The organism is Streptomyces sp. R11 (genome assembly GCF_041051905.1).
Lineage (GTDB): Bacteria > Actinomycetota > Actinomycetes > Streptomycetales > Streptomycetaceae > Streptomyces.
This window is the reverse complement of the sequence record NZ_CP163432.1, coordinates 6,174,676-6,191,883: the sequence shown is the minus strand read 5'-3', so window position 1 is coordinate 6,191,883 and position 17,208 is coordinate 6,174,676. Positions and strand designations below refer to the sequence as shown.

Here is a 17,208-nt window from a genome sequence, read left to right as displayed (position 1 = left end):
AGGCAATGGCGTGACGGGGACAACGGGGGCGGTCAGGGCGACGGGTGCCTCGATGGCCGAGCGGTTCGGCGCGCTCAGCGGTGAGCAGCGCGTCCGGCTGATGCGCCGGCTCGTGGAATCCGGGCAACTGGGTCTGATCCCGGCGGTCGTGCCGCGCCGGGACGGGGAGGGGCCGGTGCGGCTCAGTCCCGCGCAGGAGGACCTGTGGGTGTACGAGTCGCTGTATCCCGGCACTCCGGCGCTGAACCTGTGCAGCGCCTACCACTTCGACGAGACGGTCGAGCCGGTCGACCCGGACCGGCTGGAGACCGCGCTCACCCTGGTCCGGTCCCAGCACGACATCCTGCGGGCGCGCATCGGCGGCGAGCCGGGCGCCCTGTACGTCACCTTCCCGCCCGAGGACCGTTTCGTCCTGGAGCGGGAGGACCTGCGCGGCACCGGCACCACCATCGCGGAGGCCTTCGAGACCTTCCGGCGCCGCTCCTTCGACCTGGCCGGCGGACCGCTGATGCGGGCCCGCCTCGTCACCGTCGACGAGCGGCGCACCACGCTGATGCTGGGCCTGCACCACGTCATCGCCGACTGGTGGTCCTTCGACGTGCTCCAGGCCGAGTTCGCCGAAGCCCACCACGCCACCGGCAACGGCGGCGGTACGACCACGTCCCGTCCCCTCATCCAGTACGCCGACTTCGCCTCCTGGCAGGGCGAGTTGGAGGAGGCCGGCGTCTTCGCGGCACGGCTGGACTTCTGGCGCCGCTACCTGGCGGAGCCACCGGGCCCGCTCACGGTGCCGGGCAGCCGCAACGACACCGGCGACGAGATCGCGCAGATCCCCTTCCGCGTCGAGGCCCCGACCGCCCAGGCGATTCGGGCCCTGGCCCGGGAGCGAGGCGCCTCCGTCTACGTCGTCCTGATGGCGGCCTTCGCGGTCCTCGCGCACCGCCTCACCGGCGCCGACGACATGGTGCTCGGAACCCCGACCGCCAACCGGGCCGCCAAGGGCCTGGAGCGGGTCATCGGGTACGTCATGAACGCCATCCCGACCCGCTGGCGGATCCGGCCCGGGGACTCCTTCGCCGACGTGCTGTCCCGGTTCGCCATGGACTTCCCCGAGCTGATGGCCAACGCCGACGTGCCCGTGGGCCGGATCGTCTCGACGGTCGCCCCCGACCGCAGCGCCGGGCGCTCCCCGCTGTTCCAGTGGGTGTTCATGCACCTCACCCAGCAGCGCAGCGTGGCCGCGCTCAGGGAGTTCAGCGAGCCCGAGCGGATCCACACCGGCGGCGAGCACGACCTCGTGGGCATCGTCCGCGACGCCGACGACGGCGCGATGGACGGCAGCTTCGAGATCCGTACGGCCCTGTTCGGCGCCGACACCGTACGGCACTGGACGGACGCCTACCTGGAGCTGCTGCGCCGCTTCACCGCCGACCCCGAGGTGCCGCTCGCCGAGGTCGGCCTGGTGCCGGAGGCCGACCGGCGCAGGCTCGCGGAATTGGCATCCGGCGCTCCGGCCCCCGAGCCGCTGGCTCTCCCCGACCTGGTGGCCCGGCAGGCGGCCCGCACCCCCGACGCGCCCGCGCTGGAGGCCGCATCGCTGGCGCTGACCTACGCCGAACTCGTCGACGAGGTTGACCGGTTGGCCGCGGTGTTCGCCGAGCGCGGTGCGGGGCCGGGGGAGGTCGTGGCTCTCGCGCTGGGGCGCACCTCGGCGATGGTGCCTGCGTTGCTGGCGGTGCAGCGGGCCGGGGCGGCGTATCTGCCGATCGATCCCGATTATCCGGCGGAGCGGGTTTCGCTGGCGCTGGCGGATGCGGGGCCGGTGTTGTTGGTCGTGGGTGAGCGGGGGGTGCCGGTCGATACGGAGGTGCCGACCTTGGCGTTGGGCGATTCGCTGGAATTGCCAGGACATGCTGTTGACCGTCTGCCGCGCAGTCGTGGCTGGTCGCGCCCACGCGGCAGCAGCCGCAAGTCAATGGCAGCCCCGCGCCCCTGCGGGGCGTTCGAACCGGCCTACGTCATACACACCTCCGGGTCCACCGGGCGCCCCAAGGGCGTTCTCGTGCCGCACACCGGGCTGGCCGCGCTCGCTCAGGGGCTCGTGGACTCCATGGCGTTGGGCCCCGGCAGCAGGGTCCTGCAGCTCGGGTCGCCCGCGTTCGACATCTCCGTGGCCGAGATGTGCATGGCGTTCGGCTCGGGCGGAACGCTGGTCGTGCCGCCCGAGGGGCCGCTAGCCGGGCAAGGGCTGGCCGATGTGCTGACCGGACTGCGGATCAGCGCCGCGATGCTGCCGCCGTCGGTGCTGGCGACCCTGCCCACCGGGAAGTACCCGCAGTTGCGGTCGCTGGCCGTGGGTGCGGAGGCGTGCCCGCCGGAGCTGGTGGCCCGCTGGGCGGTCGGCGGACGCCGGTTCCACAACGCCTACGGGCCCACCGAGTTCACCGTCGCCGCCACCGTCTCGGGCCCGCTGACCGGTGACGGCACGGCCCCGCCCATCGGCGCCCCGCTGCCGGGCACCCGGGCGTACGTGCTCGACGGGCGGCTGCGGCCGGTGCCGCCCGGGGTGAGCGGCGAGCTGTATCTGGCGGGCCCGGGGGTGGCGTACGGCTATCTGGGCCGGCCGGGGGCGACCGCCGAGCGGTTCGTCGCCGACCCGTACGGGGGGCCCGGCGCACGCATGTACCGCACCGGGGACCTGGCCCGGCGCCGTGACGACGGGCAGCTGGAGTACCTGGGCCGGTCCGACGACCAGGTGAAGATCCGGGGGCAGCGCATCGAGCCGGGCGAGATCGCGGCCGCCCTCGCCGGGCACCCTTCGGTGGAACAGGCGGTGGCCGTCGTACGGGAGGACCGGCCGGGCAGGCCGCGGCTCGTCGCGTACGTCGTCGGCGCATCCGGCACGGAACCGGCGCCGGACGCCCTGCTGGCGTACGCCGCCGGGCGGTTGCCCGCCGCCATGGTGCCGGCCGACGTGGTGGTGCTTCAGGCCCTGCCACTGGCGCCCAACGGCAAGCTGGACCGGGGGGCGCTGCCCGCGCCTGGGACCCGTCCCGGCGGTGCCGGTCGGGCGCCGGAGGGCGTCCGCGAAGTCACCCTGTGCGCCCTGTTCGAGGAGGTGCTCGGCGTCGAACGGGTCGGTGCCGACGACGACTTCTTCCGGCTCGGCGGCGACAGCATCATGGCGATCCAGCTCGCGGGGCGCGCTTCGGGGGCGGGGCTCGGCATCACCCCGCGTGACGTCTTCACCGCCCGCACGCCGGCCGCACTCGCGCTGACGGCGCGGGAGGTGACGGGCCTCGGCGCGGATTCGGGCCCGGACTCCGGCGCCGGGCGCTTCCCGCTCACGCCGGTCATGCGCTGGTGGCGTGAGCAGGGCGGCGGGGACGCGGCGGCGTTCACGCAGTCGATGGTGTTCCCGGTGCCGCGGGACGTGACCCCGGAGCGGGTCGAGGCGGCGGTGCGCCGGCTGGTCGAGCGGCACGGTGTGCTGCGGATGCGGCTCGTGGACGGGGAGTTGGAGGTTCCCGAGGACGTTCCCGGCGTGGCCGTCGACCGTGTCGAGGTGCCCGTCGGTGCCGATCTGCGGGAGCGGGCCGAGGAGTTGGCTGCGGCGGTGCGGCTCGACCCGGGGAAGGGCGAGATGCTGCGGGCGACGCGGCTGGTCGCTCCTGCCGGGCGGTCGGGGTTGCTCCTGCTGACGGTGCACCATCTGGCGGTGGACGGGGTGTCCTGGCGGCTGCTCGGTCCCGAACTGGCCGCCGGGCTGGCCGGGGAGCGGCTGCCGGAGAGCACGGGCACGTCCTTCGCGCGCTGGGCGCGGCTGCTGGCGCAGGAGGCGGTGCGGCCCGAGCTTGCCGATGTGGAGTCCGCCTGGTGGGAGCGGATGCTGAGCGGCCCGGACGCGCGGATCGCGGGCGGGCGGGGTGTCGGCGCAAGCCGTGCCGTGCTCACCGTCGAGCTGACGCCCGAGGTCACCGAGGCGGCCCTGTCCGAGGTGACCGCGGCCTTCCACTGCGGTCCGGACGCCGTGCTGCTGACGGCGCTGGCCGCGGCCGCGGTACGGCGACGGCGCGAGGGCTCCGGCCTGCTGGTCCACCTGGAGGGCCACGGCCGCGAGGCGCTCTCCACGTCGGCCGACATCTCTCGTACGGTCGGCTGGTTCACCACCCAGTACCCGGTCCGGGTGGACGCGGGCACCGCGCTCGGCCCGGACTTCTGGCAGCCCGCGCAGAACGCGGCCGGAGAGGCGCTCAAGCAGATCAAGGAGCAGTTGCGGGCGGTCCCCTCGGGCGGCCTCGGCTGGGGTCTGCTGCGCCACCTCAACCCGGACACGGCCCCGAAGCTGGCCGCACTGCCCGTCCCCGACCTGCGCTTCAACTACCTGGGCCGGTTCTCCGGCGACGACACGGCCGACGGCGAGCTGCTCGGCATGGCCACGGAGGCGCTGCCGCTCGGGCACGCGGTGGAAGTCGACGCGCTGGTCACGGAGCAGGGCTCCGGGCGGCTGTGCCTCAGCGCCGGGTTCTCGTACGCGCGCGGCGCGCTCGGCGAGGACGAGGTCCTGGAGCTGGCCCGGCTGTGGTGCGAGGCGATCGAGGTGCTGGTCGAGCACACCCGCCGGGACGGCACGGGCGGCCACACCAGCTCCGACTTCCCGCTCGTCGACCTGTCCTCCGATCAACTCGCGCTACTGGAGGACGACTTGGACTTCGGGCCGGCCGACGAGGACAGCGAGGGGGACTACTGATGGGCGGCCGTATCGCGGACGTACTGCCGCTGTCCCCCGCCCAGGAGGGGCTGCTCTTCCACGCCCTGCGTGATCCGGAGGGCCCCGACCCGTATCTGGTGCAGGCGCGGTTCCGGATCGCCCCCGGTGTCACGGCCGAGGCGGTGCGGGCCGGGGTGGCCGGGCTGCTGGAGCGGTATCCGAATCTGCGGGCGTGCTTCAGGCACGAGCACGTCGACCGGCCGGTACAGGTGATCCCGCGTGCGGTGAAGCTGCCCTGGACGGAGACCGACCGCACCGGGCGCACACCGGACGGGACGGAGGCGGAGTTTGCCCGCCTCATGGCCGAGGACCGGCACCGCCGCTTCGACCCGGCCCGGCCGCCGTTGGTACGGGCCACCCTGGTGCGGCACGACGAGGGTGCGGATCTGTTGCTGACCTTCCACCACATCCTGCTGGACGGTTGGTCGTTGCCCTTGCTCGCGCAGGATCTGGAGGCGCTGGCGGCGGGTAATGGGGAGCTCTCACCCGCCGCCCCCTTCAAGCAGTACCTGGTCTGGCTGAACGCTCAGGACCAGGTCCGCGCGGAGGCTGCCTGGCGCGAGGCGCTGGGCGGTCTGACGCGGCCCGCGTTGCTGTCGCCGCAGGGGCCCGACGGCCCCGAGGACACGGTCGACATCGAGCTGACACCCGAGCTGACGGCGGCCGTCACCCGACGTGCCGCGGACGCCGGCGTCACCGTCAACACCGTCGCGCAGACCGCCTGGGCCCTGGTGCTGGCCCGGATGGCCGGCGCCGAGGACCTGGTGTTCGGCGCGGTCGTCTCCGGGCGGCCGCACGATCTGCCCGGTGTCGAGCGGATGGTGGGGCTGTTCATCAACACGCTGCCCGTGCGGATCGGGCTGCGTCCCGGCGAGAACGTCGACGAGCTGCTGGCGCGCGTCCAGGACGAGCAGCTGCGGCTGGCGCCGTATCACCACGTACGGCTCTCGCAGGTGCAGCGGGCGACCGGCGCGGGCGAACTCTTCGACACGGTCCTGGCGTTCGAGAACTTCCCGCGCACCGAAGGGCCCGCGCCGGCCGTCGAGCTGATCGAGACACGGGACGCGACGCACTACCCGGTGACCATCGCCGTCGTCGCCGGCGAACGGATGCTGCTGCGGGTCAGCTGCCGCCGGGGCATCTCGGCGGCCACGATCGGCGCCCGCCTGGCGCACGCCCTGGAGGCGCTGACCTCCGCTCACGGAACACCGGCCGACCGGCTCGACGTCCTCCCGCCGCAGGAGCGGCGGCAGCTGCTCGCCCTCTCCGACGGGCCGGTGCGTCCGGTGCCCGAGACGTTGAGCATCCCCGGGCGCTTCGCCCAGCAGGTGGCCCGTACGCCCAACGCGCCCGCCGTCGAGTCCGACGGCGAGGTGCTGACGTACGGCGGTCTCGACGCGGCCTCCCACGCGCTCGCGGGTCGGCTCCGGGAGGCGGGGGTACGACCCGGCGACACGGTGGCCCTGCCGCTGGCACGGTCCCTGTCCACGGTCGTCGCGCAGCTGGCCGTGCTGAAGGCGGGCGCGTGCTGTCTGCCGCTGGATCCGGGGGCGCCGGCGGCACGGTCGGCGGTGCTGGTGGAGGCGGCTGACGCGCGGGTGGCGATGGTGGCCACGGAGGTGAACCTGCCGGCTGACGTCCGGACGTTGGACCTTCGCGAACCCGACGCCACCGCACACCCCCCGACGCCCCCCGTACCCCCCGGATCTGCGGCCTACGTGATGTACACCTCCGGCTCGACGGGCGAACCGAAGGGCATCGTCACCCCGCACCGAGCCGTCGTCGAACTCGCCGCCGACTCCCGCTTCACGGGAGGCGCTCACGAGCGGGTCCTCCTGCACAGCCCGCACACCTTCGACGCGTCGACCTACGAGACGTGGGTGCCCCTGCTGAACGGCGGCACCGTGGTGGTCGCCCCGCCCGGCCCGGTCACCCCTGACGTACTCAAGAGGCTGCTTCCCGAAGCTCGCGTCACGGCCGTGTGGCTCACCGCCGAACTCCTGCGCACCGTCGCGGAGATCGCGCCCGAGGTGCTCGGCAGTGTGCGTGAGGTGTGGGCGGGCGGGGACGTCCTCGCGCCCGAGGCGGTGCGCCGGGTGCGCGAACTGTGTCCCGGCACCCGGGTCGTCAACGGCTACGGCCCCACCGAGACCACGGTGTTCGCCACGGCCCACGGTGTGACCGGTGACGTCGGCGCGTCCGTGCCGATCGGCCGGCCCCTCGACAACACCCGCGCCCACGTCCTGGACCACCTCCTGCGCCCGGTACCGGCGGGCACGGTCGGCGAGCTGTACGTCGCCGGTGCCGGGCTCGCCCACGGATACCTGAACCGCCCCGGCCGGACCGCCGAGCGCTTCGTCGCCGATCCGTACGGGCCGCCCGGCGCCCGGATGTACCACACGGGCGATCTGGTGCGCCGCCTCCCGGGCGGTGACCTGGAATTCATGGGCCGCGGCGACGACCAGGTCAAGGTGCGCGGCTTCCGGATCGAGCCCGGCGAGGTGGAGGCCGCGCTGACCGCCTGCCCGGGCGTGGAGCGGGCCGTGGTCGCCGCGCGCCCCGGGCCGGACGGCGGCAAGAGGCTGGTCGCGTATGTCGTGGGCGGCGACCTGGACCTCGTACGGGAGCACGCGGCGCGCGTGCTGCCCGCGCATCTGCTGCCGTCGGCGTGGGCCCGCCTGGACGCCGTACCCCTGACCGCGCACGGCAAGGTCGACCGGGCTGCGCTGCCCGAGCCCGAGCCGGCGGGCGGCCGCCGGGACAGTGGGAGGCGGATCGCCCGGCCGGGGCGCGAGCAGCGGTTGTGCACGCTGTTCGCGCAGGTGCTGGGCGTCGACGGGCTCGGCCCCGACGCCGACTTCTTCGCGCACGGCGGTCACTCGCTGCTCGCTCTGCGCCTGACCGCGAGGATCCAGGCGGAGCTGGGGGCCCGGGTGCCACCGGCCGTGCTGTTCGAGGCGCCCACACCCGCCGCGCTCGCCGCGCGCCTGACGACAGGGCAGGCGGAGGACCGGGACGAGGACGCCTACGCCCCGCTGCTCACCCTGCGCCGCGAGGGCGACCTGCCCCCGCTGTTCTGTCTGCACCCGGGGCTGGGGCTCGGCTGGGCGTACGCGGCGCTGCTGCCGCACCTCGCGCCCGGGCGGCCGGTGTACGCGTTGCAGACGCCGGTGCTGCACGGCGGGCAACTGCCGGAAACTGTGGCCGAGTTGGCCGGGAGCTACCTGTCACGCATCCGGGCGGTGCGGCCGCACGGGCCGTATCTGCTGCTCGGCCGGTCCTTCGGCGGGCCCATCGCCCATGAGCTGGCGGTGCGGCTGCGCGCGGCCGGCGAGCAGGTCGAGCTCGTCGCCGTGCTGGACGCGATGCCGAAGCCGCCCGAGGTGGCACGCGTACCGCTGGACCCGGCGGTCGTGGAACAGGCCGCGCTGGCCGGCCTGCTGCGCAACGCGCTGCCCGGGGTTGCGGCCGGGCCGGGACCGCTGGAGCGGGCCGAGGTCGTCGCACGCGTCCACGCGCACAGCGCCCTGCTCGCCGACCTGGACGAACAGCGCCTCGACACCCTGGTCGCCGCCATGGAGCGGTACATCGAGTTGGCCCGCGCGTGGCGGCCGTCGCCGTACGACGGCCGCGTGACCCTCTTCTCGGCCACCCGCACGGCGGAGGCCACGACCGAGGAGAAGTACGCGGCGTGGCAGGCCTGCTCGGCCGGGGTGGACGTACACGAACTGGACTGTGAGCACAGCGATGTGCTCACGGCGGGGCCGGTCGGCGAGATCGCCACGGCCGTGGAGACCGTACTGGCAAGGGACCGCACGGGGGACGGAGCACAGGCAGATGGACGCTGACGACATCGGTACGGGGACCTCTGAGGAGTACGAGTTCCCGACCTCGGACGCGCAGGCCCGGCTGCTCGTCCTGCACCACATGGACCCGGGCAGCGCGACCTACCACGTGCCCGCCGCCTTCGCCGTGCACGGGCCCTTCGACATGGCGGCCTTCGGCCGTGCCCTCGACGCGCTCGTCGTCCGGCACGAGTCGCTGCGCACGGTGTTCCGCACCGGCACCGACGGAGTGCCGCTGCAGATCGTGTCGGCGGCCGGGAGGGCCGAGCCGCGCGTGGAGCGCGATGTCCCCGTGGCCGAGGTGGACACCCGGATGCGCGCGGAGGCCGCCCGCCCGTTCGATGTGGCGACCGGCCCGCTGCTGCGCTGCACGCTGTACGCGGTGGCCGACGGCAGCCACCGCATCCTGCTCGTCGCCCACCATCTGGTGTGCGACGGCTGGTCGCTGGGCGTGCTGCTGCGGGAGCTGTCGGCCGGCTACGAGAACGAGACCAAGGGGCTGGCCCACTCGCTGCCCGAACTCGCCCTCCAGTTCCCGGACTTCGCGTCCTGGCAGCGCGAGCGGCAGGCGGGCGGCGAGTACGCCGGCTCCGTCGCTTACTGGGCCGAGTGGCTGCGGGGCGCCGCCGAGACGGTCCCGCTGCCCTTGGACCGGCCGCGAGGCGCGGTCCGTTCGGCGGCGGGCGGCACCGAACGGTTCACGCTGCCGGCCGCGGTCCGCGGGCGGATCGCCGAGACGGCACGGGCGCGCGGCGGTACGCCGTTCATGGCGGTCTTCGCCGCGTACGCCGCGTTCGTGAGCCGTCTGTCGGGCTCCGAGGACCTGGTGATCGGCTTCCCCGTCTCGGGCCGGGACCGACCGGAACTCCAGGACCTGGTCGGCATGCTGACCAACACCCTGGCCCTGCGGATCGACCTGTCCGGCGACCCGTCGTACCACGACCTGATCGACCGCCTGCGCAAGGCCCTGCTGGACTCCCAGCCGTACCAGGACGCTCCCTTCGAAGCCGTCGTGAACGCGGTCGCCCCCGCCCGCGAGATCAGCCACGACCCGGTCGTCCAGGTGGTCTTCGGCTACGACGACGACACCGAACTGACGCTGCGCCTGGCCGGCGCCGAGACCGAACGCGTCCACGTCGGCCTGGACACCGCGAAGTTCGACTTCCACCTCCAGGTGGAGCGCTGGGGCGAGGACCTGGCCGCGTATCTCATCCACCGCAGCGCACTGTTCGAGGCGGAGACGGTACGACGGTGGGTGCGGTGCTTCGAGACGCTGTTGGGGGGCTTGCTGGACAGCCCGGACGCGCCCTTGTCGACAGTGGACATGCTGCCTTCGGACGAACTCACCCGCCTGCTGACGCAGGGGACAGCAACCCCCTCCAGGGGCGCGGGCCGTGTCGATATGCGGCTCCGCCGCGTGGGCGCGCCCGGCCACGACGGCCCCGCAGTCGCCATACGACACAACGCGCCACCCCCTGCGGCGCAGCTGGTACCCGACCTCATAGCGGACCGCGCCGCCAAGCAGCCGGAGGCCACCGCCCTCGTCTGCGGCGCCCTGCGGCTGACGTACCGCGAACTACTGGACCGCGCCGACACTCTCGCATCCCGGCTCCAGGCGCGCGGAGCGCAACGAGGAGACCGCATCGGCCTCCTCCTCCCTCGCGGCGCCGACATGGGCATCGCCGCCCTCGCGGTGCTCCGCGCCGGCGCCGCGTACGTGCCCCTGGACCCGGCACATCCGGCGGCCCGCCTCGCCTACATGATCACCAACTCCGCCACGTCCCTGCTGCTGACGGCGGCGGAGACAACGGGCCTGGCCGGGACGGTCGTACCGGAACTACGGGTCGACGAGGACGCGGACACGGCACCCGCGCCGGCCCCGGTGTCGTGCGCCCCCGGCGACCTCGCCTACGTCCTCTTCACCTCCGGCTCCACCGGCGTCCCGAAGGGCGTCGCCGTCGAGCACCGCTCGCTGCTGAACCTCGCGACGAACGTGCGCCCCGTGTTCCCGGTGACCGCCGAGGACCGTGTCCTGCAGTTCGTGTCGTTCGGCTTCGACGTGGCCGTGTCCGACCTGTTCTTCCCCTGGGTCGCGGGCGCGGAACTGCACATCGCGCAGGAGGACGAGCGGCTCGGCGAGGCGCTCCAGAAACGGCTCAGGGACTCCCGCATCACGTACGTCTTCCTGCCGCCGTCCGCCGCGATGACCCTGCCCCGCGCCCCGGGCGCCCTGCCCGACCTGCGCACGCTCGCGGTCGGCGGCGAGGCGTGCCCGGCCGAACTGGTGGAGCGGCTCGGCGAGCAGGGCCGCCGGATCGTCAACGCGTACGGCCCCAGCGAGGCCACCGTGTACTCCACCACGGCCGAGCTGCGTCCGGGCGAGCCGGTGGTGATCGGTCACACCGTCCCCGGCTCCCGCGCCTACGTCCTGGACCGCCGGCTGCGCCCGGTCCCGGTCGGCGTGACCGGCGAGCTCTACGTCGCCGGCGCCACCCTGGCCCGCGGCTACATCGGCCGGCCCGGGATGACCGCCGAACGCTTCGTCGCCGACCCGTACGGTCCGCCCGGCAGCCGGATGTACCGCACCGGGGACCTGTGCCGTGTCGACGCGCACGACGTGCTGCACTACCTCGGCCGCGGGGACTCCCAGGTGAAGCTGCGCGGCTACCGGATCGAACTGGGCGAGATCGAGGCCCTGCTGGCAGGGCATGCCGACGTCACGGTGGCCGCGGCCGCGGTGCGCGGCGAGGGTGCCGAGCAGCGGCTGGTGGCGTACGTGGTCACCACCACGGAGGTGCCGGACGCGGTGCTGCGTGCCCACCTGGCGGAGCGGCTGCCCGGCTACATGGTCCCGGATGCGTTCGTACGCCTGCCGGAACTGCCCCTGAACCGCTCCGGCAAGATCGACCGGTCCCGGCTTCCCGAACCCTCCTCGTCACGGCCGGCCCTGAGCGAGTCGTACACCGCTCCGGGCACCGCGACCGAACAGCGCGTGGCCGAGGTCTGGCAGCAGGTACTGACCCTGGACCGGGTCGGCGTGCACGACAACTTCTTCGACCTCGGCGGCAATTCGGTACGGCTGCTGGCGGTCCTCGCGGCACTCCAGGAGCACCCGGAGCACCGGGACCTCACCCTGGTCGACCTCTTCCGGCATCCGACGGTGGCCGCCGTGTCGGCCCACCTCGACAGTACGGCCGTGGACACCGCACCCCGCGAGGAGGCGGCCCGGCGCGGCAGCGACCGCCGGGCGGCCCTGCAGAAGATCCGTTCCAGGAAAGGCACGACGCGATGACGACCGAGGAAGTCCCGATGCAGGATCTCGAATCCGCGGTGGCCGTCGTCGGCATGAGCGGCCGCTTCCCCGGCGCACCGGACCTGGAGTCGTACTGGGCCAACCTGCGCGACGGTGTCTGCTCGCTGTCCACCTTCACCGAGAAGGAGTTGCTCGCCGACGGCGCGGACGCGGCGGAGCTGCGCAACCCCGCGTACGTCGCCGCACAGGGCCGGCTCGCGGACGCCGACCGCTTCGAGGCGGACCTCTTCGGCTTCAGCCGCACCGAGGCGGCGGCCCTGGATCCGCAGCACCGGGTGCTGCTGGAGGCCGCCTGGTCCGCCCTGGAGGACGCGGGCCACGCCCCGCTGAACGCCCCCTCCCGCACCGGCGTGTACGTGGGCGGCAGCCCGACCGAACACGCCCTGGCCGCCGGCACGGACCCGGCGCTCGCGGCGTCGATCGGCGCCCTTCAGGTCCGTATCCTCACCGACCGCGAGTTCCTAGCACCGTGGATCTCGTACCGCTTGGGTCTGGACGGCCCGAGCATGACGGTCCAGACGGCCTGTTCGACCTCGCTCACGGCGGTCCATCTCGCCGTGCAGGCCCTCCTCCTCGGCGAGTGCGACACCGCGCTCGCGGGCGGCGTGGCCATCGGCAGTGTGCGCAAGCAGGGCTACGTCCACTACCAGGGCGGGATCTTCTCCCCCGACGGCCGCTGCCGCCCCTTCGACGAGAAGGCGGCCGGCACGGTGCCGGGCAGCGGGGTGGGCGTGCTGGTGCTGCGCCGGCTGGAGGACGCGCTGGCCGACGGTGACCCGGTGCGCGCGGTGATCCGGGGTACGGCGGTCACCAACGACGGTTCCGGCAAGGTCGGGTTCACCGCTCCCGGGGTGGACCAGCAGACGGCCGCGATCACGGAGGCGTGGGCGGCGGCGGGGCTGGAGCCGCCGGCGGCACAGTACGTGGAGGCGCACGGGACCGGGACGGAGCTGGGGGACCGGATCGAACTGGAGGCGGCGAGCGCGGCCTTCGCGGGCGGTGACGGTTCCGGCACGGGTCTCGGTGCCGGCATCGGCATCGGCTCGGTGAAGTCGAACATCGGGCACGCGGACGCGGCGGCCGGGGCGGCGGCGCTGATCAAGACGATCCTGATGCTGGAGAACGCCACGCTGGCCCCTACGGTGGACGTCACCAGCCCGGTCACAGCCCTCCGGAAGTCGCCGCTGCGGCTGGTGACCGAGGCGGAGGAGTGGCCGGTCAGGGCGGACCTGCCGCGGCTGGCGGGAGTGACGTCGGTGGGGATCGGCGGCACGAATGTGCACGTGGTGGTGCAGGAGGCGCCGGAGCGACCGACCCGACCGGATACGGCCGCGCACCCGCTGGTCCTGCCGCTGTCGGCCCGCACCGAGCCCCAACTCGCCGCTCTCGCGGTCCGGTTGGCGAGGCGACTGCGCGACGCGGACGCCCCGTCCCTCGCCGATGTCGCCCACACCCTGCGCACGGGCCGGGTCGCGATGCCCGTACGCGGCTATGTCGTGGCCGCCGAGGCACGGGAGGCCGCAGACAAGCTCACGGCGCTGGCCGGGGGCCGCCGCGACACCACGACCGACCCCCGGGGCGAGGCATGGCTCGGCGGCGGGGAGGTGACCTGGCCGCCCCTCGACGGTGACGTACGGCGGGTGTCGCTCCCGACGTATCCGTTCGCGGGTGACAGCTACGGCGCGCTGACGCTGAGGCGGCCCGCGACGGCCGAAGGGACGGCGGCGGGGCCCGACCTGGCGGTGCCGGCGCCGTCGCCGTCGCCGTCGCCGGAGGACGAACTCGAAAGCACGGTGGCCGAGTTGGTGATCGAGGCGCTGGATCTCAACGGCACCGCCGATCTGGGGCAGACGTACTTCGAGGCGGGCGGCGACTCGCTGACGGCCGTCCACCTCGCCGGAAGGCTCCGCGACGAGCTGGGCATCGACGTACCGATCCAGCTGTTCCTCGAACCGATCACACTGAAGGACATGACGAACCGCATCGTCGAGATGAAGCAGAACGGTGAGGCCGACGGCGCCCTCGACGCCCTCCTGTCCGAGTTCGAGGCGGAGTCATGACCGTCCCGCTCCCGGACAGCCGGGCCCGATGGCTCAGGGGCGTCAGCGCACCCGGCGCGAAGATCCGTCTGGTGTGCTTTCCCCATGCGGGCGGCGCGGCGGGCTTCTTCCACGACTGGGCCACACTGACACCACCGGAGATCGAGGTCGTGTCGGTGCAGTACCCCGGCCGACAGGACCGCTTGTCCGACCCGTGCGCGACCACGATGGAGGAGCTGGCGGACGCGATCACGACGGCCCTGCTGCACGAGGTGACCGACGACCTGCCGTTGGCCTTCTTCGGCCACAGCATGGGGTCGTCGGTGGCCTACGAGGTGGCCCGCCGTCTGGAGGACGCCCCCGGCCGGACCCTCACCCGCCTGATCGTGTCGGGCCGCACCCGGCCCCGCGTCCCGCAGGAGCAGGCACCGCACCCGCTCCGGACCGACACCGAGATCCTGGATCACGTCCGGCGACTGGACCCCGAGGGCGCCGCCGTCTACGAACACCCCGCGCTGCGGCCGGTGATCATGCCGGCCCTGCGCGCGGACTTCGGGCTGCTGGCGCAGTACCGCCCGACCCGTCTGCACCGGCTGGGAGTTCCGGTCACGGCCTGCGGCGGCGACCGCGATCCCGCCTGCACGATCGAGGACCTCTCGGCATGGGCGGACGTCACGACCGAGGGGCTGGACGTCCGGGCCTTCGAGGGGAACCACTTCTATCTCACCCCGCGCAGAAAGGAGTTGCTCGCGCTGATCACCTCGCTGCTGATGTGAGGCAGCACGTCGAACGGACGTGCAAGAGGTGACGTGCAAGAGCTGAGAAAACTGGGCATGTTTCCCTTTCAACGACTTGAGGGGGCATGCCCCGATGAGCGAGGCCGCCGCACACGAGGCCGCCGCACCGCCGCCGGCACCCCGGAGGGTCGTCGTGACCGGCCTCGGGGCGATCACACCGCTGGGCGCCGGGGTCGCCGAGCTGTGGCGGGGGCTGCTCGACGGGCGGCACGGGATAAGGGAGTTGGAGGGGGAGGAGTTCGCCGGGCTGCCCGTGCGGATCGCCGGGGTCGTGCCCGTGGACCCCTCCCGGCTGCTGCCCCGGCCGGTGGCGCGGCGGATGAACCGGGCCGCGCAGTTCGGGGTGCTGGCCGCCCGGGAGGCGTGGGTCGACGCGGGCTTCACCGAGGGCGGCACGCGGGAGAGCGAGGTCGACCCGGAGCGGGTCGGGGTGAGCCTGGGGGCCATTCTGGGTGACGCGTCCGTACTGGTCGGCGGGGACCGGAAGTTGCGGGAGAAGGGGCCGCGCGCGGTCTCGCCGCTCACGACCCCCATGACAGTGCCCTCGCAGGCGGCCTCCCAGGTCTCGCTGGACCTGCACATCACGGGCGAGGCGAGGACCGTGACGAGCGCCTGCGCGTCGGGGACCGAGGCCATAGGGCAGGCGATCGACCGCATACGGTACGGGCAGCTCGACGTCGCTCTCGCGGGCGGCGCCGAAGCCGTCGTCACCCCGGCGATCATGGCGTCCTTCGCGGCGATGCGGGCCCTCGCCGACGGGGACCCCTCGACCGGCTCACCCTCCCGGCCCTTCGCCAAGGACCGGGGCGGGTTCGTCAACGGCGAGGGCGCCGGGATCCTCGTGCTGGAGGCCGAGGAGCACGCACGGGCGCGGGGCGCGCGGATCTACTGCGAGGCCGCGGGCTGGGGCCTGTCGGCCGACGCCCACCACATGGCCGCACCCGACCCGTCCGGCACCGGCGTCGCACTCGCCCTGCGCCGGGCCCTGCGGGATGCCGGGGGAGGTGTCGCGGACGTCGTCCATGTGAACGCCCACGCCACGGCCACGATCGAGGGTGACCTCGCGGAGGCGGGCGCACTGCGGGCGGTACTCGGGCGACGGCCTGTACCGGTTACGGCACTCAAGGGGCACCTGGGGCATCTCCAGGGGGCGGCGGGCGGGGTCGAGGCCGTCGCCGCCGTACTGACGCTGCATCACGGAGTGGTGCCGCCGACCGTGGGGTGCAGGGAGGTCGACGACGCGATCGGGCTGGATGTGGTGAGGGGGAAGCCGCGGGCGCTGCCGGTGGAGGGGGACCTGGTGCTCAGCAACTCGTTCGGGTTCGGTGGGCACAACGCGGTGTTGGCGCTGCGGCGGAGGTAGGGGCGGCGGCGGAGACTTCAGGCGGTGCGCTTGCGTGACGCCGTCTTCTTGGCCGTGGTCTTCTTCGTGGCGCTCTTGGCCGTCGACTTGGCCGCTGTCTTCTTCGCGCCCTGGGCCGTCTTCGCGGTCGACTTCTTGGCCGACGACGCGGTCTTCTTGGCCGCCGCCTTCTTCGTCGCCGCCGTCGACTTCTTGCCCGCCGCCTGTTTGGGCGCCGCCCGGGCCGTCTTGCGCTGGGGCAGGGACCTGACCTCCGCCTCCCCCGGCTCTTCGCCGCGCGACTCCTTCGCCGCCCGCACGCTCTTCTCCAGGGCCGCCATCAGGTCGAGGACCTTGCCGGACTTCGCCGGTTCGGGTGACTCCGGCGGGGCCTCGCCGGCGGCCTTCGCGGCGACGACCTCCTCCAGGGCCTCGCGGTACTCGTCGTGCAGTTCATCGAGCTCGATCTCGCCGAGGGTGTCCATCAGGGCGTCCGCGAGGTCCAGCTCCTTGTCGTTCACGGTGACGTGCGCGTCCGGCGCGACGCCCTCCGGGGCCCGCACCTCGTCAGGCCACAGCAGCCCGTGCATGGCGATGGCGTCCTCGACCACGCGCAGCATGCCCAGGCGTTCGCGGCCGCGGAGGGCGTACTTGGCGATCGCCACCTTCTGGCTCCGCTTCAGCGCCTCCCGCAGCAGGGTGTACGGCTTGGCCGCGGGCGCGCCGCCCGCCGCGAGGTAGTAGGCGCTGTCCATCTGGAGCGGGTCGATGCGGTCCGCCGGCACGAACGCCACGATCTCGATCGTCTTCGCGGTCGGGAGCGGCAGGTGGGACAGGTCCTCGTCCGTGATCGGGATGATCGTGCCGTCCGCGTCCTCGTAGCCCTTGCCGATCTCGGCCTGGGTGACCTCGCGGTCCTCCAGTTCGCAGACCTTGCGGTATCGGATACGGCCGCCGTCCTCGGTGTGGATCTGGCGGAAGGCGATCGAGCGGTTCTCCGTGGCGTTCACGAGCTTGATCGGGATGCTGACCAGGCCGAACGAGATGGCGCCGTTCCAGATGGATCGCACGTGCAGCACCCTTTCGATCGTTTTGCCAGGA

Annotated in this window: 6 protein-coding genes and 1 pseudogene; 6 read left to right on the top strand and 1 reads right to left on the bottom strand. The window is 73.6% G+C overall.

What is annotated here, in order from left to right:
- Positions 1-10 precede the first annotated feature (10 nt).
- The 6 genes and pseudogenes from AB5J55_RS28705 to AB5J55_RS28680 form a co-directional block, all read left to right on the top strand.
- Positions 11-4,750, top strand: coding sequence for an amino acid adenylation domain-containing protein (locus AB5J55_RS28705; RefSeq protein ID WP_369273395.1), 4,740 nt, complete (start codon positions 11-13; stop codon positions 4,748-4,750).
- Positions 4,750-8,619, top strand: coding sequence for an amino acid adenylation domain-containing protein (locus AB5J55_RS28700; protein WP_369273394.1), 3,870 nt, complete (start codon positions 4,750-4,752; stop codon positions 8,617-8,619). Before AB5J55_RS28705 ends, AB5J55_RS28700 begins: the two co-directional genes overlap by 1 nt.
- Complete coding sequence (locus tag AB5J55_RS28695; RefSeq protein ID WP_369273393.1) at positions 8,609-11,908, top strand: amino acid adenylation domain-containing protein; 3,300 nt, start codon at positions 8,609-8,611, stop codon at positions 11,906-11,908. The genes AB5J55_RS28700 and AB5J55_RS28695 overlap by 11 nt, the downstream gene beginning before the upstream one ends.
- A 17-nt stretch (positions 11,909-11,925) precedes the next feature.
- Complete coding sequence (locus AB5J55_RS28690) at positions 11,926-13,989, top strand: beta-ketoacyl synthase N-terminal-like domain-containing protein (RefSeq protein WP_369273392.1); 2,064 nt, start codon at positions 11,926-11,928, stop codon at positions 13,987-13,989.
- Positions 13,986-14,744 (top strand): thioesterase II family protein, encoded by a 759-nt coding sequence (locus AB5J55_RS28685; RefSeq protein ID WP_369273391.1) that lies wholly within the window; start codon positions 13,986-13,988, stop codon positions 14,742-14,744. The genes AB5J55_RS28690 and AB5J55_RS28685 overlap by 4 nt, the downstream gene beginning before the upstream one ends.
- Before the next feature lie 139 nt (positions 14,745-14,883).
- Positions 14,884-16,128, top strand: a pseudogene (locus AB5J55_RS28680) (beta-ketoacyl synthase); the annotation flags it as partial.
- Positions 16,129-16,145: 17 nt separating this feature from the next.
- Here the strand turns inward: AB5J55_RS28680 and AB5J55_RS28675 are convergent.
- Positions 16,146-17,186, bottom strand: coding sequence for a Ku protein (locus AB5J55_RS28675; RefSeq protein WP_369273390.1), 1,041 nt, complete (start codon positions 17,184-17,186; stop codon positions 16,146-16,148).
- Positions 17,187-17,208 lie beyond the last annotated feature (22 nt).

Excerpts from the sequence above, each read along its gene's own strand:
- AB5J55_RS28700 (WP_369273394.1), top strand. The coding sequence starts at position 4,750 with ATGGGCGGCCGTATCGCGGACGTACTGCCGCTGTCCCCCGCCCAGGAG.
- AB5J55_RS28695 (WP_369273393.1), top strand. The coding sequence starts at position 8,609 with ATGGACGCTGACGACATCGGTACGGGGACCTCTGAGGAGTACGAGTTC.
- AB5J55_RS28690 (WP_369273392.1), top strand. The coding sequence starts at position 11,926 with ATGCAGGATCTCGAATCCGCGGTGGCCGTCGTCGGCATGAGCGGCCGC.
- AB5J55_RS28685 (WP_369273391.1), top strand. The coding sequence starts at position 13,986 with ATGACCGTCCCGCTCCCGGACAGCCGGGCCCGATGGCTCAGGGGCGTC.